This window comes from Luteitalea sp. TBR-22 (assembly GCF_016865485.1).
Lineage (GTDB): Bacteria > Acidobacteriota > Vicinamibacteria > Vicinamibacterales > Vicinamibacteraceae > Luteitalea.
Genome location: NZ_AP024452.1, coordinates 3,487,980 through 3,508,643 on the forward strand (window position 1 = coordinate 3,487,980; position 20,664 = coordinate 3,508,643).

Here is a 20,664-nt window from a genome sequence, read left to right on the forward strand (position 1 = left end):
GCCGCGCGTCAGGCGACCGGCTGGGCGCCGAACGTCTTCAGGATTGCCTCGGCCGTGGGTCGCATCCGTGTGCGACGGACCCGCTCGGCCAGGATGATGCTGCGCATCGCCGTCACGCAGGCATCGAGGTCGTCGTTGACGACCACGTAGTCGTAGTCCTCGTAGGCCGCCACCTCGCCCCGCGCCGTGTCGAGACGGCGCCGGATCGCGGCGTCCGGGTCCTTGCCACGCCCCCGGAGGCGTTGTTCGAGCACCTCGAACGACGGCGGCAGGACGAACACGGTGACCAGCGGTATGCCGGTCGCCCGGACCTGTCCAGCGCCCTGCACGTCGATGACCAGGACCACGTCCTTGCCCGAGGCCATCAGCTGCTCGGCATCGGCCCGGCCGGTCCCGTACAGGTTGCCGAAGACGTCGGCGTGCTCGAGGAACTCCCCGCGGGCCACCATGGCCTCGAAGGTGGCGCGGGACACGAAATTATAGTCTACCCCGTCGCGCTCGCCGGCGCGCGCGTTGCGCGACGTGTAGCTCCGGGACATGGTCAGCCCCGGCACGACCTGAACCAGGCGTTCGACCACGGTGGTCTTGCCCGTGCCCGAGGGCGCGGACACGACGAAGAGCTGCCCCCCGCCCGGGACGTGAGTCGGCTGCTGCGCGGTGGTCGTCATTCCACGTTCTGGACCTGCTCCCGCAGTTTCTCGAGCTCGGCCTTGGCGGTCACCACCAGGGCAGAGGCGCGGGCGCCCTCGGCCTTGGAGCCTATTGTATTCACCTCGCGGTTCATCTCTTGTAGAAGAAAGTCGAGCTTGCGGCCGACCGGCTCGTCGCCCGTCACCAACTCCACCCAGTGGGCCAGGTGGGCCCGCAGCCGGACCAGTTCCTCCCGGATCTCCGAGCGGGCCACGAACTTGACCACCTCCTGCGCCACCAGGGTCGGATCGACCTGCGGGTCGAGCCGGAGTTCCGCGACGCGTTGTAACAGCCGCTCCTGGATGGCCGCGGCCCCCTCACGGCTGGCCTCCTCGACGGCATCGACCAGGCCGATCAGCGCCTGCCGCCGCTCCTCGAGCTCGGCGGCCAGGAAATCGCCTTCCTTGCAGCGCATCACCTGGAGCGCCCGCAAGGCCTCGTCGAGGACCTCGGTCACGACGGTCTCGAGGCGCGCCGCATCGATGGCCGGCCGCTCCTCGCGCACCTTGAGCACCTGGGGAATCCGCAGCATGTCGCCGGGCAGGAGCGCTCCCTCCACCACGCCCGACGCGCGCGCCCGGGCCACGGCCTCCCCCACCGCGTTGACGATCGTCTCGTCGAACTCCACCACCGTGACCGGCTCGACGCGTTCCTGCACGGTCATCGCCACCTCGACGCGCCCGCGGGCGAGTCGCTGCTGCACGGTGGCGCGCAGCACGTGCTCGAGCGCCTGCACCGACTGCGGAAGGCGGAACTGCACGTCGAGGTGCCGGTGGTTCACGCTGCGCAGCGTGACGGTCACCGCCAGGTCCTCGGTCTCGCGGCTGGCCGCCGCAAAACCCGTCATCGACACGATCATCGGTCTTCCATCGCGGGAACGGTGGTCGCCTGTCCCGCGGCAGGCCTCGGGGGCCCCGACGGCACGTCCGCCGTGGCCGTGACTGTTCTGCCCTCGGCAGCCGCCTCGTTGCCGAACATCTGCAAGGCGTACAACCGGCTGTACACCCCGCCGGCGCGCGCCAGCAACTCGTCGTGCCGGCCGGTCTCGACGATGCGCCCCTGCTCGAGCACGATGATGCGGTCGGCGCTGCGCACCGTCGACAGGCGGTGCGCGATCACGAACGACGTGCGATTGCGCATCAGCGCCTGCAACGCCTCCTGGACGAGCCGCTCGGACTCGGCGTCGAGCGAGGAGGTGGCCTCGTCGAGCACCAGGATCGGCGAGTCCTTCAGGATGGCGCGCGCGATCGCCAGCCGCTGCCGCTGGCCGCCGCTCAGGCGGCCGCCCCGCTCGCCGATGCGCGTCTCGTAGCGCTCGGGCAACATGGCGATGAACTCGTGGGCGTGGGCAGCGCGCGCCGCGGCCTCGATCTCGGCGGCCGACGCGTCCGGTCGTCCGTACGCGATGTTGCTCGCGATCGTGTCGTCGAACAGCACGGTCTCCTGCGTCACCAGGCCGATGTGCGCGCGCAGCGAGGCGAGCGTCGCGTCGCGGATGTCCATGCCGTCGATGAGGATGGCGCCGCCGGTCACGTCGTAGAACCGCGGCAGCAGGTTGACCAGCGTCGTCTTGCCGGCGCCGCTGAGCCCGACGATGGCGATGATCTCGCCGGCCTCGACGCGGAACGACACGCCGTCGAGCACGGTGCGCCTGTCGCGATCGGCGTACGCGAAGCTGACCTCACGGAACTCCACGGCGGTGCGTGGCCGCGGCATCGGCACTGCCCCCGGGCGATCGGTGACCTCGGTGTGGGTGTCGAGCAGTTCGAAGATCCGCTGGGCGGCGGCCATCGCCTGCTGCAGCGTCGCGTTGACGCGGCTGAGCCGCTTGATCGGCTCGTACATCAGGAACAGCGTCGTGACGAAGAGCATGAACTCGCCCATCGTCAGGCGCCCGCGGCCGATCTGCGACGCGCCGTACCAGAGCATGGCCGCGACGGCGATGCCCCCCAGCCACTCCATGAGCGGCGGCAGCGCCGACACGGTGCTGGTCACCTGCATGTTGGTGCGGTACACCCGGTGCGAGGCCTCCTCGAAGCGGGCCTGCTCGCGCGCCTCGGCACCGAATGCCTTGACGATGCGGTGCCCGCCAAACGCCTCGGCCGTGATGTGCGTGAGGACCTCGAGCTGTTCCTGCGAGCGCCGGCCACGGCGACGGACGCGCTGGCCGAGCCGCACCAGCGGGTAGATGAGCACCGGCGCGCCGGTCAGCGACACCAGCGCGAGTCGGGCGTCGTGGTAGAAGAGCAGCCCGATGTAGCCGACCAGCGCGAAGCCCTCGCGGATGATGTCGCCGAGCGTCTGCGACACCACCTGCTGCACCTGGTTGACGTCGTTGTTGACGCGCGAGAGGAGCTGCCCCGTCGATCGCCGCGAGAAGAACGCCGCCGACTGCCCCAGCACGTGCCCGAACATCTGGTTGCGGATGTCGCGCACGACGCGCTGCCCGACGTCGGTCATCAGGTAGGCCGACAGGTACGCGCCAAGCCCCTTCACCAGGTACACGCCGACAATCGCCAGCGCGATGGTCGGCAGCTGCGACTGGCTGCCGAGGGCCTGGTCGAAGATCGGCTTGATCAGGTAGACGACGCCCGCCGACGCCGCCCCATAGGCCACCATCGCCGCGAAGGCCGCGACGATGCGGGCGCGATAGGGACGCGCGTAGCGGAGCAGCCGGAGCAGGACAGTCACGCGCGGTGGACGCGGTCCTCAGTCGCCATAGCCATCGGGGTGCGCATCGAACCACCGCCAGGCGGTGCCGACGATGGCGTCGAGGTCCGCGTGGCGCGGCGTCCAGCCGAGCGCCGCGCGGATCGCGCCGTTGGCGGCATAGAGCGTGGACGGGTCGCCGGCGCGCCGGGGCGCCACGGTGAAGGGCACGGGCCGCCCGGCGACGCGCGCCACCGCGTCGATCACTTCCTTGACCGAGTGCGGGGTGCCCGTCCCGACGTTGAACCGCGCCGACGCGCCGCCCTGCTCGAGCGACTCGAGGGCCCGGACGTGGGCGTCGGCCAGGTCGGTGACGTGGATGTAGTCGCGCAGGCAGGTGCCGTCGGGCGTCGGGTAGTCGTCGCCGAACACCTTCAGGCTGTCGGTGCCGCGAGCGGCGAAGATGGCGCGCGGGATGATGTGGATCTCGGGATCGTGGTCCTCGCCGAGCAGGCCGTCGGGGTCGGCCCCTGCGGCGTTGAAATACCGCAGCGCGATGCTCTTCAGGCCGTAGGCGGTCTCGAAATGCGGCAGCGCCCGCTCGACGGCCAGCTTGGTCTCGCCGTACGAGTTGATCGGCCGTTGCGGATGCGTCTCGTCGATCGGCACCTGCTGCGGCTCGCCGTAGGTCGCGCACGTGGACGAGAAGATCAGGCGCGTGACGCCGGCGCGCCGCAGGCCGTCGAGCAGCCCGAGCGAGCCGACGACGTTGTTGCGGTAGTACCCGGCCGGGTCGGACACCGAGTCGCCCACCGACAGCCACGCCGCAAAGTGCATCGCGGCGTCGACGCCGTGCTCGCGGCACGTGGCCTCGACGGTGGCGGTGTCGCCGATGCCCGCCTCGACCACCGTCAACTGGCCCGGCGCCGCGATGGTCTGCAGCGCCGCACAGGCACCGCGGTGGCCCGCCGAGAAGTCGTCGAGCACCACCACGCGGCGTCCTGCCTTGAGGAGGGCCTTCACCGAGTGACTGCCGATGTACCCGGCTCCGCCGGTGACGAGCACGGCCATGCAGCTACCGTCCGATCGAGTAGTACGCGAAGCCCTGGGCCGCGATGGCCTCCGGCTTGTAGATGTTGCGGCCGTCGAAGATCACCGGAGACTTCATCCGCTTCTTCATGCGCGCGAAGTCGGGCTCGCGGAACTCGTTCCACTCGGTGATCAGGGCCAGGGCATCGGCGCCCTTGAGGGCGTCGTAGGCGTTCCTGCAGTACGTGATCCGGTCGCCGAAGATCCGCTTCGCGGTCGCATGGGCCTCGGGGTCGTAGGCCTGCACGGTCGCGCCGGCCTTCAGCAGGCCCTCGATGATGGTGATCGCCGGGGCCTCGCGCATGTCGTCGGTGCGCGGCTTGAACGCCAGCCCCCACACGCCGATCGTCTTGCCCTTCAGCGAGCGGAGGCGCTGCTTCATCATCTGCAGCAGCTTCTTCTTCTGCGCCGCGTTGACGTCCTCGACGGCCTCGAGGATCTTGAAGTCGTAGCCCTTGTCCCGGGAGAACTTCAGGATGGCCTTGACGTCCTTCGGGAAGCAGCTGCCGCCATACCCCACGCCCGGGAACAGGAACGACGGCCCGATGCGGGCGTCGGAGGCCACGGCACGGCGCACCTGGTCGACGTTGGCGCCGTAGAGCTCGCAGACGCGCGCCACCTCGTTCATGAACGAGATGCGCGTCGCCAGCATCGCGTTGGCGGCGTACTTGCAGAGCTCGGCGCTGGCGCAATCCATGACCATGATCGGGGCGCCGGTGCGCGTGAACGGCGCATAGAGCTCGGTCATGACCTTGCCGCCGCGCTCGTCGTCGGCGCCGATGACCACGCGATCGGGCTTGAGGAAATCGTCGACCGCGGCGCCCTGCTTGAGGAACTCGGGGTTGCTCACCACGCTGAACGGATGCGTGGTCTCCTTGGCCATCACGGCGCGGACCTTCTCGGACGTCCCGACCGGCACCGTGCTCTTGTCGACGATGACCTTGTAGCCGTTCATCGCCCGGGCGACGTCGCGCGCCACCCCGAGGACGTGCTTCAGGTCGGCCGAGCCGTCCTCGGCTTCAGGAGTGCCCACCGCGATGAAGATGATGTCGGTGGCCTTGACGGCCGAGGGCAGGTCGGTGGTGAAGGTGAGCCGCTTCTCCGAGGAGTTGCGCTTGACGATCTCCTCCAGGCCGGGCTCGTAGATGGGAATCTTGCCCCGCTTGAGCGCCTTGATCTTGTCGACGTTGCTGTCGACGCAGATCACCTCGTTGCCGTTCTCGGCGAAACACGCCCCGACGACGAGCCCCACGTAGCCCGTCCCCACCACCGAAATCTTCACGTCTGATCCCTCCGGTCCGGGGGCGGCATGCCCGCTCCATCCGTACGCCAGCCCTGACGCGCCGAGGCACAGACGACCGAACGCCTTACGCTAGCATACGTCCCGTGAAGGTGCTGCTCGACTATCGCCCGGCCCTGCGGACGCGTACGGGCGTTGGCGAATACGTCCACCGCACGGCGCTCGCGCTGCAGGACACCGCCCCGGCCGGTGGCGAGGTCGCCGTGTTCTCGAGCAGCTGGAAGGATCGGCTGTCGGCTCCTGCCCCCGGCATCCGGGCCAGCGACGCCCGCGTGCCGGTCCGCGCCCTCAACTGGGCCTGGCACCGGCTCGAGTGGCCGCCCATCGAGTGGCTGGCCGGCGCCCACGACATCGTCCACTCGCCCACGCCCCTGCTCATCCCGGCGCGGCGCGCGGCACAGGTCGTGACCATCCACGACCTCTTCTTCCTGGATCACCCGGAGGCGACGGCGGCGGAAGTGCGGCGGGACTATCCGGTCCTGGTCGCCGACCACGCGCGCCGCGCCGACCTCGTGGTGACCGTGTCCGCCACGGTCGCCGCGCAGGTCGTCACGCGACTGGGCGTGCGGCCCCAGGCCGTGGTCACCTGCCACAACGGCGCGCCGGCGTGGACCGCGCGTCGGGCGGTCCCGGCCGAAGGGCCGGTCATCTGCATCGGCACGCTCGAGCCACGCAAGAACGTCGGCGGCCTGCTCGACGCGTGGGAGCACCTGGTGGCGGCCGGCGTGCGGATTCCGTTGCGACTGGCTGGGGGCGCGCCGCCATCGGCGGCGCCGTTGCTGGCGCGGCTCGTCCGTCCCCCGCTCGCCGGCCTGGTCGAGCACGTCGGGTACGTGGAAGAGGCCGACCGTCGCGGGTTCTACGAGGCGGCCCGCCTGCTCGTCATGCCCTCCCTCGACGAGGGCTTCGGCCTGCCGGTCGTCGAGGCCATGGCCGCCGGCGTGCCCGTCGTCGCCTCGCGACGCGGCGCGCTGCCCGAGGTGTGTGGCGATGCGGCGGTGCTGGTCGAGCCCGACGACCCGCGCGGCATGGCGCAGGCCATCGCCGACCTGCTGGCCTCGCCGGCCCGCCTGGAGCAACTGCGCCAGCGTGGCGTCGCGCGTGCCGCGACGTTCTCGTGGGCCCGCTCGGCGCAACGCCTCTGGCAGGCATACGAGGACGCCGTGGCGCGGCGGAGGGCCCGCTGATGCGCATCGGCGTGGACGCGCGCGAACTGGCCGGACGTCCGACCGGCGTGGGTCGCTACCTCCGCGAGTTGCTGGTCCGCTGGCAGGCGAGGCCGACCTGCGCAGGCGCCGAACTGATCCTCTTCTCGCCCGGCGCGATTGCCGTCGAGGCGGCGCTGGGCACGGGAGGCGCCAGGGTCTCGTCACGCCTGGTGCCAGGAACGCCCGGCACCCTGTGGGAACAGCATGCCCTGGCGCGCGCCGTCCGGGACGCCAAGGTCGACGTGCTGTTCTCGCCGGCCTACACGGCGCCCCTCCGGGTGAGCACGCCGGTCGTCCTGGCCATGCACGACGTGTCGTTCGCCGCGCACCCGGAGTGGTATGCGTGGCGCCATGGCCTGCGGCTGCGCCTGATGGCCCGATGGAGCGCGCATCGCGCTGCCATCGTGCTCACGCTGACGCAGTTCTCGGCACGCGAAATCCAGGAGCACCTCGGCGTCGCGGCCGACCGCCTCCGGGTGGTGCCGCTGGCCGTGGACTATCACGACGCGCCACCGCCACCGCCGGCGCCGCCGCCGGCGACACCGGTCGTGCTGTTCGTCGGCTCGATCTTCGAGCGGCGCCACCTCCCGATGCTGATCGAGGCGGTCGCCCTGGCGCGGCGTACCGTGCCGGCATTGCGGCTCGAGGTCATCGGCGAGAACCGGACGCACCCGCGCCAGGACCTGCAGGCGCTGGCCGACCGCCTCGGCCTCGCCGATGGGATACGGCTGCGCGATTACGTCGCCGACCCCGACCTCGAAGCGGCCTATGCCTCGGCAGGGGTCTTCGCCTTCCTGTCCGAGTACGAAGGCTTCGGCCTGACGCCCCTCGAAGCGATGCGCCATCGCGTGCCCACCGTGGTGCTCGACACGGCAGTGGCGCGTGAGGTGTACGGCCAGGGGGGCCGGTACGTCCAGCTCGGCGACACCATGGGATTGGCGCAGATCCTGGCGCGCCTCGTGAGCGAACCCGTCGACCGCATCGCGCAGGTGGCGGCCGGCGACGCCACCGTGCAGAAGTACCGCTGGGAGGACGCCACGCGCCTCGTGTGGCAGGCACTCGTCGATGCCGCGAGGCAACGCCCGTGAGCGTCGGCGTCTCGATCGTCGTCGTCACCTTCAACGCCCGCGAGGATGCGCTTGCGTGCCTGGCGTCGGTGCACGCGCACCCGCCGGCGCGGCCATGGGACGTCATCGTGGTGGACAACCACTCGGGCGACGGCACCGCTGACGCCATCGCGGCGCGCTGGCCGGAGGTGCCGCTGCGCCGGCTCCCCGAGAACCTCGGATTCGCCGCCGCCAACAACATCGGCATCCGCGCCACCGCGCACCCGTACGTGCTCCTGCTCAACAGCGACACCCTGGTCGGGGCGGGACAGCTCGAGGCGCTCTGCGCGGCGCTCGACGACGAGCCGGCCGCCGCAGCCGCCGGCCCGCGGCTGCTCGACGGGACCGGGCAACAGGAGCTGTCTTACGGCCCGATGATCTCGCCGCTGGGCGAGGCCCGCCAGAAGGTGCGGAGCCGGCTGCTGGCCGCAGGTCCGGCGGCGGTGCGGGCCCGCATCGCCGCCGACATGCAGCGTCGCCAGTGGGTGGACTGGGTCAGCGGCGCCTGCCTGCTGGTGCGCCGCGCGGCGGCCGAGGCCGTCGGCCTGCTCGACGAGCGCTTCTTCATGTACTGCGAGGACGTCGACTTCTGCGCGGCCCTGCGCGCCGCGGGCCACGGGATCCTCTACGCCCCGGACGTGAGCGTCACGCACCTGCGCGGGCGATCACGCGCCACGGCCCCGACCGCCACCACGCGGCGGTATCGCGACAGCCAGCTCGCCTTCTATCGCAAGCACCATCCGCGCTGGGCCCGCCTGCTCCGGTGGTACCTCGCGGCGCGCGACATCACCGGTCGGTCGAGCTGACGACGCGGCTCCGGGCTCGGGCATCACGGCATTCCCGCCCGGGCGGCTGCGCGCATCGCCGGGAGCCGTGCAGGCGAATGCTAGACTCGCCCCGAATGCGTGTGGCCATCGACATCCGGAAGTTGCGCGACTACGGCATCGGCACGTACGTCCGCAACGTCGTCGCCGGCCTGGCGACGCTGGATACCGAGACCGAGTACGTCCTGATCAGCCGCCCCGACGATCTCGAGTTCGCCTGCACGGTCGGGCCGAACTTCCGTGGGGTGATCAGCACTGCGGGCAACTACTCGCTGCGCGAGCAGTTCAACATCCCGTCACTGCTCCGGCGGGAGCGCGTCGACCTGTTCCACGCGCCGCATTACGTGCTGCCGCCGCTGCTCCCCTGCCCGTCGGTGGTGACGATCCACGACTGCATCCACCTGATGTTCCCGCAGTACCTGCCCAACAGGCTGGCCTACACGTACGCCCGCACGTTCATGTGGAGCGCCACGCACCGCTCCTCGCACGTGCTGACGGTGTCGGAAGCCTCCAAGCGCGACATCCTGCGGTTCTACCGGATCCCGCCGGGCAAGATCACGGTGGCGCCCAATGCCATCGACGAACGCTTCAACCGCAGCCCGGCCGCCGAGGACATCGCCCGCGTGCAGGAGCGCTTCCAGCTGCACGATCCGTTCGTGCTGTACGTGGGCAACATCCGGCCCCACAAGAACATCGAGCGGCTGATCGAGGCGTTTGCGCTGGTCCGGACCGGCCCGCTGGCCAACACCAAGCTGCTCATCATCGGCGACGAGATCAGCAAGTACCCCACCCTGCGGCGGGCCGTGCACCGCCACAAGCTGCACAAGCACGTGCGGTTCCTCGGCTTTGTCGGCGACCAGACCCTCGCCGCGCTGTACCGGCTGGCCACGGTGTTCGCCTTCCCGTCCCTGTACGAGGGCTTCGGCCTGCCGCCGCTGGAGGCCATGGCCAGCGGGACGCCGGTGGTCACCTCCAACGTCTCCTCGCTGCCCGAAGTGGTGGGCGACGCGGCCATCCTTGTCGATCCGCGCGAGCCGACCGCCATCGCGCACGGGCTGCGCCGGGCCCTGCTCGACCCGGCGCTGCGGCAGCAGATGCGCGAGCGCGGGCTGGTGCGGGCGACCCACTACTCCTGGACCCGCACGGCCGAGACCATCCTGCGCATCTACCGCGAGACGGCGGCGGGCCGATGAGCGACGGGCTGGCCGGGGCGCGCATCGCCCTCGTGCACGACTGGCTGACGGGCATGCGTGGCGGCGAGCGCGTGCTCGAGGTGCTGTGCGAGCAGTTCCCGGACGCGTCGCTGCACACGCTGCTGCACGTCCCGGGCAGCGTCTCGCCGACCATCGAACGCCACCGGCCGCAGACCTCCTTCCTGCAGCAGGTCCCGGGCGTGGCGCGGCTGTACCGCCACCTGCTGCCGCTGTACCCGCGGGCCATCGAGGGCCTCGACGTCGGCGATGCCGACCTGGTGATCTCGACCAGTCACTGCGCGGCCAAGTCGGTCCCGACCCACCCGCCGACGCGCCACCTCTGCTACTGCTTCACGCCCGTGCGGTATGCGTGGGATCAGTTCGACCAGTACTTCGGCGTCGAACGGGTGGGACGGGTCAGGGCGGCGGTGATGCGGCACCTGCTCGACCGGTTCGCGCGCTGGGACCAGCGCACCAGCGGACGTCCGGACCGCTATGTGGCGATTTCTCAGTATGTTGCGCGGAGGATCCGGCGGTACTATAATCGACGGTCGGCCGTCGTCTATCCGCCGGTCGACACGACGTACTTCACGCCCGGCGAGAGTCGCCGCGAGGGGTACGCGCTGGTGGTCTCGGCGCTGGTGCCGTACAAGCGGGTGGATGTCGCCGTGGCGGCGTGCCGGCAGCTCGGGGTGCCGCTCCGCATCGTCGGGCAGGGGCCGGAGTTCGGCGCCCTCTCCAGGATGGGCGGCACGGGCGTGACGTTCCTGGGCGCCCTGCCGGACGCCGAGGTGCGTGACCTGTACCGGCGGGCAGCAGTGGTGCTCCTGCCCGGCGAGGAAGATTTCGGCCTGGTGCCCGTCGAGGCGCAGGCCTGTGGGACCCCGGTGGTGGCCTTCGGCCGCGGTGGCGCGACCGAGACGATCGTGGACGGCCAGACGGGCGCATTGACCGGCGAGGGCGTGGACGCCCTGGCCGGCGGGATCCGCCGGGTGCTCGACAGGCCCCCGGCTCCAGCTGCCTGCCGCGCGCAGGCGGAGCGGTTTGCGACAGAACGATTCGTCAAGGAACTGACCGACGCCGTGACCGACTTGCGACAAGCCGCCCCGGAGGCGGTGCGATGGTAAGGCGCTACAACCGCCTCCTCGTGGCGCTGCACGTGGCTGTCGACGCCGCGTCGGGCGTGATCGCCTTCCTGCTCGCCTACTGGGTCCGCTTCCACTCGGGCCTCATCGCCGTCACCAAGGGCTACCCGCCCTTCGAACAGTACCTGTGGCTGGCGCCGATCGTCGGCGGCCTGGTGCCCCTGGCCTTCAACCTGCACGGCGTGTATCGCCTCCGCCGGGGCCGGTCCCGCATCGACGACTTCTTCGGCGTCCTGGTCGGCAGCGTCCTGGCCGTCGTCCTCGGCGTGGTGAGCACCCTTTACGTCCAGACCTACTACGTGCCCGATCCGTTGAAGGACCGGGGCGTCTTCGAGGTCAGCCAGCTGGTGTGGGGGCTGTTCCTCTGCCTGAACGTCGCGCTCACCTTCGTCACCCGCGTCGCCGTGCGCGACTGGCTGGAGCGCCGCTGGCGCGCCGGCATCGGCCTCAAGCGCGTGCTGGTGGCCGGCGCCGGCGACCTCGGCCGGCTCGTCGTCGACCGGATCCTGGAGCACCGGGAGCTGGGCCTGAAGGTCATCGGCTTCGTGGACGACAAGGCCGAGGGCGGCGCCAGCCTGGGGTACCGCGGCCTGCCGCTGCTCGGCACGCTGGAGGAGACGCCGGAGATCCTGCAGCGCGAGAAGATCGACCACCTCTACATCGCCCTGCCGCTCGACGAGCACGTCAAGATGCTCGCCCTGGTCGAGAACGCCAACCGCGAGATCGTCGACATCCGCGTCGTCCCCGACCTGTTGCAGATCATCTCGCTGCGCGCCCGGCTCGAGGATCTCGACGGGCTGCCGATCATCAACATCCACGACGTGCCGCTCCGCGGGCTCAATGCCGTGTTGAAGCGGACGATGGACGTGGTGCTGGCCGGCGCGAGCCTGATCGTGCTGGCCATCCCCATGGGCCTGCTGACGTTGATCATCCGCCTCACCTCGCCGGGCCCGGCGCTGTTCCGCCAGGAGCGCATGGGGCTGGACGGCAAGGCGTTCCACGTCTGGAAGTTCCGCTCGATGTACGACGGGGCCGAGCGCAACTCGGGCCCGGTCTGGGCGGTGGAAGACGACCCGCGCTGCACGCCGATCGGCCAGTTCCTGCGCCGCAGCAACCTCGACGAGCTGCCGCAGCTCTGGAACGTGCTGCGCGGCGACATGTCGCTGGTCGGCCCGCGGCCGGAGCGCCCGTTCTTCGTCGACCAGTTCAAGCAGCGCATCCCGCAGTACATGCTGCGCCACAAGGTGCGCGCCGGCCTGACGGGCTGGGCGCAGGTCAACGGCTGGCGCGGCAACACGTCCATCGAGAAGCGCATCGAGTACGACCTCTACTACATCGAGAACTGGTCGTTGATGCTGGACCTCAAGATCATGTGGCTCACCGTGATCAAGGGGTTCTTCCACAAGCACGCGTACTGAGATCCCACACATGCCTCGCGTCGTCATCACGGGAGCCGCCGGCTTCATCGGCTCCCATCTCGCCGAGACCCTGCTCGACCGCGGCTACACGGTGGTGGGCATCGACAACCTCCTGACGGGCGACATCGCCAACATCGCCCACCTGGCCAACCGGGACTTCACGTTCATCAAGCACGACGTCACCAACTACATCTACATCGACGGGCCGGTGGATGCCGTGCTGCACTGGGCGAGCCCGGCCAGCCCGATCGACTACCTCGAGCTGCCGATCCCGACGCTGAAGGTCGGCGCGCTCGGCACGCACAAGGCACTCGGACTCGCCAAGGAGAAGAAGGCGCGCTTCGTGCTCGCCTCGACGTCCGAGGTCTACGGCGACCCCCTCGAGCACCCGCAGAAGGAGACCTACTGGGGCAACGTCAACCCGGTCGGCCCGCGCGGCGTGTACGACGAGGCGAAGCGCTTTGCCGAGGCCATGACGATGGCCTACCACCGGTACCACGGGGTCGACGCCAAGATCGTGCGCATCTTCAACACCTACGGCCCGCGCATGCGCGTCAACGACGGCCGGTCGGTGCCGGCGTTCATGAGCCAGGCGTTGCGCAACGAGGACGTGACGATCTTCGGCGACGGATCGCAGACGCGCAGCTTCTGCTACGTGACCGACCTGGTGGACGGCATCCTCCGCCTCATGGACTCGGACATCAACGAACCGGTCAACATCGGCAACCCGCACGAGTTGACCATCAGGCAGATCGCCGAGACGATCATCAGGATGACGGGATCGTCGAGTCAGCTCGTGTATCGGCCGCTGCCGGAAGACGACCCGAAGGTTCGCCGTCCCGACATCACCAAGGCACGCACGCTGCTCGGCTGGGAGCCGAAGGTCTCGCTCGAGGACGGCCTGACGCGCACCATCGAGTACTTCCGCAAGAAGGTGCTCGGCTAGCGCGGCGGGGCCCGCCCCGGCTCAGGACGGTTGCGTGCCGGGGCGCTGTGCCGTGAGCAGGTAGTGCAGCGCGCTCACCACGGTGATCACGCCCGAGGCGATCGCGAACAGGCCCGGGACGGCCGATGGCGTCGCCAGCCAGTTGTAGAACAGGGTCACCACGCCGGTCGCCGCAAAGGTGGCCGTGGCCAGCTTCCCCCAGATCGACGGGTAGAACGTCCGCGGCCCGAGCGCCAGGTTCACGATCGACACCGTCAGCACGATCCCGACGTCGCGGCTCGCCACCACCACCGTCAGCCACAGCGGGATGCGATGCGTCAGGTGCGGGAGCGGGAACGTCAGCACCACGAACATCGTGAGCAGCAACAGCTTGTCGGCAACCGGATCGAGCCACGCGCCGAGCGTCGTCGGGCCCGACCGTCGCGCCACGTAACCGTCGAGCAGGTCGGTCGCCGAGGCGACCACGAACACCGTGAGCGCCCAGCCGACCTGCCCGTACACGAGCAGGATCGCGAACACCGGGATCAGCAACATCCGCAGCAGCGTGAGCTGGTTTGCGAAGGTCAGCACGGTTCTGATCCGGGGTCAGGGACGCTGGGCGCCACGCGGCACCGCACCGGCCAGCGGACCGAGCCCCTCGACGATGCGCGCGAGGCGATCGACGGCAGCCACGGCATCGGCACCGGTCATCGGGCGACTGATGCCGAAGGTCTGGCCTTCCAGTGGCGTCATGACGCCGCTGGCGACGGCCCGCGAAATCGGCACGTACAGCGTGTGCGCCGGGCGGACGTCGGCAAAGGCGAGGCGGGCCTCGCGCCAGCCCTTGGCCAGTTGCGGCGCCCTGGCATCCACCAGGTTGAGCACCCGCGCCACGGCGGCCGCGAACTCGCCGCGCGTCATCCCGGCGTTCGGCTGGAAGGTGTGGTTCGGGTAGACCTCCATCGCGCCGGCGCGGGCCGCCAGCAGGATTGAAGACTGCGCCCAGTGCTTCCGGCTGTCGGTGATGAGCACGGTGCCGCGCGCCGCCGCCTGCAGGATCTCCGGCACCTTGTAGGCGAGCAGCGCGGCAACCTCTCCCCTGGTCACGCGTGGCGACCCGCCGATGGCCTTGAACTCGGTGGGCAGCGAGGCTTCCTTCAGGCCGGTCTCGATCTCGGTGATGCGCGCGGTGAGGTCGGTCAGGCCGGGATCGAGTTCCAGCGCCTTCCGGAAGTCGGCCAGGGCCGCCACGGGCTCGGCTGCCGCCGCGTTCACTTCGCCGCGGATCGCGTAGGCCCGGGCATCGGACGCGTCCAGCGCGAGCGCCCGGTCCACCAGCGTCCGGGCGCGATCGAGGTGGCCGAGCTTGAGCTCGACGTCGGCCAGATCCCGATGCAGGAAGCCGCTGTCGGGTGAGGCGCGCAGCGCGCGGTCATAGTGATCGCGCGCCTCGTCGAGGCGATTGCCGGCCAGGGCTGCCTGCGCCGACGCCACGTCGCTCTGCACCGCCCGGAACCGCAGGACCTCGACACGACGCAGCGCGACGGGCTGGCCCGGAGCCTCGGCGAGGGCGGATTGGTAGGCGTCGAAGGCCTCCCCTTCCCTGCCGAGTTCGACAAGCGCCTCGCCTCGTCCCACCAGCGCCGGCACGTAATCGCCATTCGCGGTGAGCGCGCGGTCGAACCATTGCAGCGCATCGGCGTGGGCGGCCTGCGCCAGCCGCGCGTACCCGAGCGCCGCCTGGGAGGGATAGAACCGGGGCGCCTTCTTCAACGACTCCCGCAGCGTCCGCTCCGCGCCCTTCGGGTCGCCGGACTGCAGTTGGGCCCACGCCCGCTCGTGGGCCTGCGCGGGCGGCGCCAGTCGGGCCAGGTCGGTCGGCACGAGCGGCTTGGGATAGTCGGGGAAGCGTTCGCTCCCGGGCGCCACGACGGGAGGCGGCGCGGGGCGCCCGCACCCGGCTGCGACGGTCAGCCCCACGGTCGCCGCCAGCAGCCAGCGGCGCAACACCGGCGTCACAGCGAGAGGCCCTCCTGCAGGCGTTGCATCAACCGGCGCGGCACTTCCGCCTCGATGCGGACACGGTCGCCATCGGCGTCGTGGCTGAGCACCCGGGCAACGCGATACAGCCGCTCGATGGCCTCGCGGTCCTCCTGCCGGCCCTGGTCGAACGACAGCGTCACCCGACGCGTGTCGAGGGCCAGCGCGCGCGCCACCTCCGTGAGCAGATCGTCCACGCCGTCGCCGGTGGCGGCCGAGATCTGCAACGAGCCCTCGTAGGCCTGCCGCAGATGCTCGCGGGCCGCGGCATCGAGCCGGTCCACCTTGTTGAATACGAGCAACGTGGGCACCTCTGCCGCGTCCACCTCGCCGAGGACGCGGTCGACGGCGAGCATGTGCCGCTCGTAGTCCTCGATCGAGGCGTCCACTACGTGCAGCAGCAGGTCGGCGTCGGCGACCTCCTCGAGCGTGGCCCGGAAGGCGGCGACGAGCGTGTGCGGCAGTCGGTCGATGAAGCCGACCGTGTCCGAGAGCGCCGCGTGCTGCCGGTTGGGCAGCTTCAGTTCGCGGGTCAGCGGGTCGAGCGTGACGAACAACGCGTCGGAGGCGACCGCCGTGTCGTGCGTCAGGCGATTGAAGAGCGTCGTCTTGCCGGCGTTGGTGTACCCCACCAGCGCGACGGCAGGCAGCTCGGTCCGGCGTCGCCGGTCGCGCAGCTGGCCTCGCCGCCGGCGCACCTCGGCCAGTTCGTCGGCCAGCGCGCCGATGCGTACCCGGATGCGGCGCCGGTCGGTCTCGAGCTTGGTCTCGCCGGGGCCGCGGGTGCCGATGCCGCCACCGAGCCGCGACAGCGCCGCCGACGCGCCGACCAGGCGCGGCAACAGGTAGCGCAACTGCGCCAGCTCGACCTGCAGCTTCCCTTCCCGGGTGCGCGCCCGCCGCGCGAAGATGTCGAGGATCAGCTGGGTCCGGTCGATGACGCGCCGCTCGAGCGCCTTCTCGATGTTGCGCAGCTGTGCCGGCGTCAGCTCGTGGTCGAAGATGACCAGCGACAGCTCCGCCTCGTCGCACGCGGCCTTGAGCTGCGCGAGCTTGCCCGAGCCGATCAGGGTGGCCGGATCGGGACGATCGCGCTCCTGCATGAATCGCAGGACGGGCACGACGTCGGCCGCGTCGGCAAGACCGGCCAGTTCCTCGAGCGCGTCCTCGACATGCGTCCGGCGCGCCTGGCCGGTGATCAGGCCGACCAACGCGGCGCGCTCGCGACCCGCCTGTGCGGGCCCCTGTTCCTGACGTTCCGTCACTGCAGGCATGGTAGCACCCGCAGTCAGGGCGCGATCGCGACCGTGACGGGGGTGGCGTCGAGCACCCGGACGAGCACCTCGGGATGGATGCTGACCAGCAGGCCGCGGCTGCCGCCGTTGATGTAGATGCGGGGCAGGTCGAGGATCGTCTGCTCCACATAGGTCGGCAGCGGCTGACGCGTGCCGAAGGGCGAGGTGCCGCCGAACTGGTAGCCGGTGGCCCGCTGCGCGACGGCGGCGTCGGCCGGGTCGACGCGCTTGACGCCCAGCACCCGCGCCAGGCCCTTGAGCGACACCTCGCGGTCGCCGTGCATGAGCACGAGGAGCAGCCGGCGGGTGTCGTCCTGCAGGACCAGCGTCTTGACGACGTGGTGCTCGTCGACGCCGAGTTCGCGCGCCGAGACGCTGGTGCCGCCGCGGTCCTCGTACCGGTAGGGATGCTCCTCGAAGGCGACGCCGGCCGCCCGCAAGGCCCTGATCGCCGGCGTCGTGCTCACGTCTCCTCCACCGACGGCCAGGTGGCGCCCTCGACGCGGTCACGCAACACGTAGCTGACCGTCGCGGCCAGCACCCCGAGCGTGATCACGCCCGCCGTGAAGACGCTCCGGATGCTGGTGCGGGCCAGCACACCGCTCAACACCGGGCTGAGCGACAGGCCGACCAGCGAGGCGCTGGTCAGCAGCCCGAAGCCGGTCGACCGCGACTCCTCCGGAATCACGTGCCCGGCGGCCGTGAACGACGCGGTCATCGCCACCCCGATCGCCAGGCCGAACACCAGCGTCGACACCATCAGCAGCCACACGGGCGCCCCGAACACGAACGGCAGCAGCCCGACCGCGGCGACGATCGCGGTGTAGCGCAGCACGGGCCGCGGGGCGTAGCGGTGCAGCAGCCGCTGGGTCGCCATGTTGCCCACGGCGCCCGCACAGGCCACGCCCGAGAACAGCAGGCCGGCGACCGGCGCGACGCGCTCGGCCGACACGCCGAGTTGCTGCAGGTAGAGCGGCAGGATCGGGCCGAAGCTCTTGTCCACGAGTTGCAGGGCGAGGATGACGCCCATCAGCAGCACGAACTGCTGGAGCGAGGCGCCGCTGGCGAAACGGAGTCCGTTGACGGCGTCGGCCCGCCGCGGCTGGCGCGGCGCGCCGCCTTCGTCGAACCAGCGCCACACGAGCACGAAGGCGGCCAGGTAGAACAGCGACGACACGAAGAACGACGCGCGAATGCCGATCGCCACGGCGAGCACGCCGCCGAAGATCGGGCCGACGGCGGGTCCGAGCCGCTGGGCGGTCTGCACCGTCCCGATGGCGGTCGCCATGCGCTCGCGCGGCGCCGCCTGCGCCGCCATCGCCACGGCCAGCGCGCCGTAGCCGGCGAAGAACCCCTGCAGGACGCGCAGGCCGAAGACGTGCCACGGGCGGGTGACCAGCCCGAACAGCACCATCGTGATGACGAAGCAGGCCAGGGAGCGCAGGACGAGGAACTTGTTGCCGTAGCGGTCGGCGACGCGGCCCCAGAGCGGAGCCAGCAGCGCCGTCATGCCGGGCGTGACGCCGAGGCTGAGCCCCGACCACAGGGCGATGTCGCCCGGGTCGCGCATGCCGAGTTGGCCGAAGTAGATCGGCAGGAACGGCATCACGAGCGTGAAGCCGGAGAAACCGATGAAGCAGGCCCCGGCGATGGCGAGCAGGTTGCGGTTCACGATGGGAGCCCGGGCCCCCGCGCCGACGCGGGGGCTGCAGGCGCGTGCGGTTCAGGCGTGCGCGGTCTGGGCCTGGTAGGCCGGCAGTTCGCAACGCGTCGGCTTGTCGGCGCGGTAGCCGAGCAGGTAGTCGGCCTGCATCAGCGCGTGGATCTCGCGCGTGCCCTCGTAGATCACGGCACCCTTGCAGTTGCGGTAGTAGCGGCCGACGGGATATTCGTCGGAGTAGCCGTTGGCCCCGTGGATCTGGACGGCATCGCCGGCGGCGCGCTCGGAAGCCACCGTCGACATCCACTTGGCCAGGCTCGTCTCCTTCGTGTTCCGGCGCCCGACGTTCTTGAGCCAGCCCGATCGCAGCCACAGCAGCCGCGACTGCTGGTAGTCGGCCTCCATGCGGGCGAGCATCTCCTTCACCAGTTGGTGCTGGCCGATCTCGACGCCGAACGTGTGGCGTTCCCTGGCGTACTTGACGCTGGCGTCACGGCACGCCCGTATCAAGCCGGTCGCGCCGGCAGCCACCGTATAGCGGCCCTGGTCGAGCGCGAACATGGCGATCTTGAAGCCCTCGCCCTCCCGTCCGAGCAGATTCTCGACGGGCACCTCCACCTCGTCCATCTTGAAGAACCCGGTGTTGCCCGCCAGGATGCCCCACTTGTGCGTCAGAGTGCCGCTCGAGAAGCCCTTGAACGCGCGCTCCACGATGAAGGCGCTGAGTCCGCTGGGGTCCTTGGCGCGCTTCTTCTCGAGGTCGCTCCAGGCGATGACCAGGAAGTGGTCGGCGACGTCGGCGAGAGAAATCCACATCTTCTCGCCCGACAGCACGTAGTGATCGCCCTTCTTCACGGCGACGGTCTGGATGCCGCGTGCGTCGCTGCCGGCCGCCGGCTCGGTGAGGCCGAAGGTCGCAATCTTCCGTCCCTGGGCTTGCGGCACGAGGTACTGCTGCTTCTGGGCCTCGGTACCCCATGTGAGCAGTGACAGGCTGTTGAGGCCGACGTGCACCGACAGGATCACGCGCAGCGACGTGTCGACGTACTCGAGCTCCTCGCTCGCCACGCCGAGGCTGATGTAGTCCATGCCGGCCCCGCCGTACTCGGTCGGGATGCACACGCCGAGGAGGCCGAGGTCGGCCATCTGCGGCAGGATGCGCGGGTCGAAGCGGTGGGCCCGGTCCAGTTCGGCGATGTGGGGCGCCACTTCGCGCGCTGCCCACTCGCGCACCGTCTGCTCGAGCAGCCGGTGCTCTTCGGTCAGGTCGAAATCGATCATGTCGGCACGTCCAGGAAACGAGGCCCCGGAAGCCCGCTGGTCAGGCCTCGTCGGGAGCGAGGCGGCATCGACGCCGCAATCAGGCCGATGCTACCTCAAACGGCCGACCTCGGGCGTGACGTGCAGGCTCACGCGCGGGCGGGCGCGGCGGCCTTCTTGCGGAGCAGGACTTCGCGCGTCTTGTTGAGCAGCAGGAAGCTCTCGGTCACGCTCAGCCCCGGAAACAGGCGGTCGAAGTCCCGGTTCTGGTACACCGTGCGCTTGCCGTGCGTGGCAGGACTGGTGCGGTAGATCAGGTGGTCGGTGTCGGCGATGACGTACCGCGTGTACACCGGTGCGGGCGCTGCCACCGTCGAGAAGAAACACAGCACCACGCCGCCGGGCTTGACCCACTGGACGACCTGCTTGCCGAGCACCGTGGCCGCCGGCTTGTCGAGGTAATCGAGCACGTCCCAGCACAGGACGGCGTCCAGGCTCTCGGGCTCGAAGGCGAAACGCCGCTCGAGGAAGGCGGGCATCGCGTCGAGCGCCTGCTCGCGCGTCAGCCTGTCGATATCGGCGTACAGGTCCTCGACCCGCAGCTTGCACCCGAGTTGTTCGCCGAGGAAGGAGACGTTGCTGCCGACGACCGGTCCCAGGTCGGCGACCACCGGCGCCTCCCGATGCGTGAGCGCGGCGAGCAGCTTGGCCAGGACCTTGGTGCCCACGGGGGGGCCGCTCCGGCCAGGGTCGGCGTGGCCATCGGCGCGCTTGGCCCAGCCGAACAGGCGCGCACCCAGGGAGCGGTCGGGAGTGTCGGTCACGGCTCGGACGGGACAGGAGGCGGCGACGGGCGCCAGGC

19 protein-coding genes are annotated in these 20,664 nt (G+C 70.6%); 7 read left to right on the top strand and 12 right to left on the bottom strand.

The window, feature by feature from the left end; translation table 11 throughout:
- Nucleotides 1-8: 8 nt before the first annotated feature.
- The 5 genes from gmk to TBR22_RS14485 are packed head-to-tail and all read right to left on the bottom strand — an operon-like array spanning nucleotide 9 to nucleotide 5,710.
- Nucleotides 9-668 (bottom strand): guanylate kinase, encoded by a 660-nt coding sequence (gene gmk, locus TBR22_RS14465; protein WP_239488550.1) that lies wholly within the window; start codon nucleotides 666-668, stop codon nucleotides 9-11.
- Entirely contained in the window at nucleotides 665-1,549 is an 885-nt protein-coding gene (locus TBR22_RS14470) for a YicC/YloC family endoribonuclease (RefSeq protein ID WP_239488551.1), read from the bottom strand. The genes gmk and TBR22_RS14470 overlap by 4 nt, the downstream gene beginning before the upstream one ends.
- On the bottom strand, nucleotides 1,546-3,381 hold the full coding sequence (gene msbA / locus TBR22_RS14475) for a lipid A export permease/ATP-binding protein MsbA (RefSeq protein WP_239488552.1): 1,836 nt from the start codon (nucleotides 3,379-3,381) through the stop codon (nucleotides 1,546-1,548). The genes TBR22_RS14470 and msbA overlap by 4 nt, the downstream gene beginning before the upstream one ends.
- A gap of 18 nt (nucleotides 3,382-3,399) precedes the next feature.
- The gene (gene galE, locus TBR22_RS14480; RefSeq protein ID WP_239488553.1) at nucleotides 3,400-4,410 is read right to left on the bottom strand and encodes a UDP-glucose 4-epimerase GalE; all 1,011 of its coding nucleotides are present in this window, start codon (nucleotides 4,408-4,410) and stop codon (nucleotides 3,400-3,402) included.
- Between the two features lie 4 nt (nucleotides 4,411-4,414).
- Nucleotides 4,415-5,710, bottom strand: coding sequence for a UDP-glucose/GDP-mannose dehydrogenase family protein (locus tag TBR22_RS14485; protein ID WP_239488554.1), 1,296 nt, complete (start codon nucleotides 5,708-5,710; stop codon nucleotides 4,415-4,417).
- Between the two features lie 104 nt (nucleotides 5,711-5,814).
- Between TBR22_RS14485 and TBR22_RS14490 the strand changes: the two genes are divergently transcribed.
- From TBR22_RS14490 to TBR22_RS14520, 7 genes are all read left to right on the top strand, one after another.
- The gene (locus tag TBR22_RS14490) at nucleotides 5,815-6,915 is read left to right on the top strand and encodes a glycosyltransferase family 1 protein (RefSeq protein WP_239488555.1); all 1,101 of its coding nucleotides are present in this window, start codon (nucleotides 5,815-5,817) and stop codon (nucleotides 6,913-6,915) included.
- Nucleotides 6,915-8,024, top strand: a complete 1,110-nt coding sequence (locus tag TBR22_RS14495) for a glycosyltransferase family 1 protein (protein WP_239488556.1) — start codon at nucleotides 6,915-6,917, stop codon at nucleotides 8,022-8,024. The genes TBR22_RS14490 and TBR22_RS14495 overlap by 1 nt, the downstream gene beginning before the upstream one ends.
- A complete protein-coding gene (locus tag TBR22_RS14500) occupies nucleotides 8,021-8,848 on the top strand; it encodes a glycosyltransferase family 2 protein (protein ID WP_239488557.1) in 828 nt (275 codons plus the stop codon). Before TBR22_RS14495 ends, TBR22_RS14500 begins: the two co-directional genes overlap by 4 nt.
- A gap of 95 nt (nucleotides 8,849-8,943) precedes the next feature.
- A complete protein-coding gene (locus TBR22_RS14505) occupies nucleotides 8,944-10,059 on the top strand; it encodes a glycosyltransferase family 1 protein (protein ID WP_239488558.1) in 1,116 nt (371 codons plus the stop codon).
- Entirely contained in the window at nucleotides 10,056-11,186 is a 1,131-nt protein-coding gene (locus TBR22_RS14510) for a glycosyltransferase (protein WP_239488559.1), read from the top strand. The genes TBR22_RS14505 and TBR22_RS14510 overlap by 4 nt, the downstream gene beginning before the upstream one ends.
- Entirely contained in the window at nucleotides 11,180-12,622 is a 1,443-nt protein-coding gene (locus tag TBR22_RS14515) for an undecaprenyl-phosphate glucose phosphotransferase (RefSeq protein WP_239488560.1), read from the top strand. Before TBR22_RS14510 ends, TBR22_RS14515 begins: the two co-directional genes overlap by 7 nt.
- A 10-nt stretch (nucleotides 12,623-12,632) precedes the next feature.
- Nucleotides 12,633-13,568, top strand: a complete 936-nt coding sequence (locus TBR22_RS14520) for a UDP-glucuronic acid decarboxylase family protein (protein WP_239488561.1) — start codon at nucleotides 12,633-12,635, stop codon at nucleotides 13,566-13,568.
- A gap of 21 nt (nucleotides 13,569-13,589) precedes the next feature.
- Here the strand turns inward: TBR22_RS14520 and TBR22_RS14525 are convergent, their stop codons facing one another.
- The 7 genes from TBR22_RS14525 to TBR22_RS14555 form a co-directional block, all read right to left on the bottom strand.
- Nucleotides 13,590-14,138 (bottom strand): CDP-alcohol phosphatidyltransferase family protein, encoded by a 549-nt coding sequence (locus TBR22_RS14525; RefSeq protein WP_239488562.1) that lies wholly within the window; start codon nucleotides 14,136-14,138, stop codon nucleotides 13,590-13,592.
- Nucleotides 14,139-14,153: 15 nt separating this feature from the next.
- Nucleotides 14,154-15,566, bottom strand: a complete 1,413-nt coding sequence (locus tag TBR22_RS14530; RefSeq protein WP_239488563.1) for a tetratricopeptide repeat protein — start codon at nucleotides 15,564-15,566, stop codon at nucleotides 14,154-14,156.
- Nucleotides 15,563-16,852 carry a GTPase HflX gene (hflX, locus tag TBR22_RS14535; RefSeq protein ID WP_239488564.1) on the bottom strand — a complete coding sequence of 430 codons (1,290 nt, stop codon included), beginning with the start codon at nucleotides 16,850-16,852 and terminating at the stop codon, nucleotides 15,563-15,565. Before hflX ends, TBR22_RS14530 begins: the two co-directional genes overlap by 4 nt.
- A gap of 23 nt (nucleotides 16,853-16,875) precedes the next feature.
- On the bottom strand, nucleotides 16,876-17,349 hold the full coding sequence (gene ybaK / locus TBR22_RS14540; protein ID WP_239488565.1) for a Cys-tRNA(Pro) deacylase: 474 nt from the start codon (nucleotides 17,347-17,349) through the stop codon (nucleotides 16,876-16,878).
- Nucleotides 17,346-18,554, bottom strand: a complete 1,209-nt coding sequence (locus tag TBR22_RS14545; protein ID WP_239488566.1) for an MFS transporter — start codon at nucleotides 18,552-18,554, stop codon at nucleotides 17,346-17,348. Before TBR22_RS14545 ends, ybaK begins: the two co-directional genes overlap by 4 nt.
- Nucleotides 18,555-18,605: 51 nt before the next feature.
- On the bottom strand, nucleotides 18,606-19,823 hold the full coding sequence (locus TBR22_RS14550) for an acyl-CoA dehydrogenase family protein (protein ID WP_239488567.1): 1,218 nt from the start codon (nucleotides 19,821-19,823) through the stop codon (nucleotides 18,606-18,608).
- A 128-nt stretch (nucleotides 19,824-19,951) separates the two neighbouring features.
- Nucleotides 19,952-20,626, bottom strand: a complete 675-nt coding sequence (locus tag TBR22_RS14555; protein ID WP_239488568.1) for a class I SAM-dependent methyltransferase — start codon at nucleotides 20,624-20,626, stop codon at nucleotides 19,952-19,954.
- Nucleotides 20,627-20,664 lie beyond the last annotated feature (38 nt).

Coding starts and splice junctions, on each gene's coding strand:
- TBR22_RS14495 (WP_239488556.1), top strand. CDS start 6,915: ATGCGCATCGGCGTGGACGCGCGCGAACTGGCCGGACGTCCGACCGGC.
- TBR22_RS14470 (WP_239488551.1), bottom strand. CDS start 1,549: ATGATCGTGTCGATGACGGGTTTTGCGGCGGCCAGCCGCGAGACCGAG.
- TBR22_RS14520 (WP_239488561.1), top strand. CDS start 12,633: ATGCCTCGCGTCGTCATCACGGGAGCCGCCGGCTTCATCGGCTCCCAT.
- TBR22_RS14550 (WP_239488567.1), bottom strand. CDS start 19,823: ATGATCGATTTCGACCTGACCGAAGAGCACCGGCTGCTCGAGCAGACG.
- gmk (WP_239488550.1), bottom strand. CDS start 668: ATGACGACCACCGCGCAGCAGCCGACTCACGTCCCGGGCGGGGGGCAG.
- galE (WP_239488553.1), bottom strand. CDS start 4,410: ATGGCCGTGCTCGTCACCGGCGGAGCCGGGTACATCGGCAGTCACTCG.
- TBR22_RS14510 (WP_239488559.1), top strand. CDS start 10,056: ATGAGCGACGGGCTGGCCGGGGCGCGCATCGCCCTCGTGCACGACTGG.
- TBR22_RS14505 (WP_239488558.1), top strand. CDS start 8,944: ATGCGTGTGGCCATCGACATCCGGAAGTTGCGCGACTACGGCATCGGC.
- TBR22_RS14515 (WP_239488560.1), top strand. CDS start 11,180: ATGGTAAGGCGCTACAACCGCCTCCTCGTGGCGCTGCACGTGGCTGTC.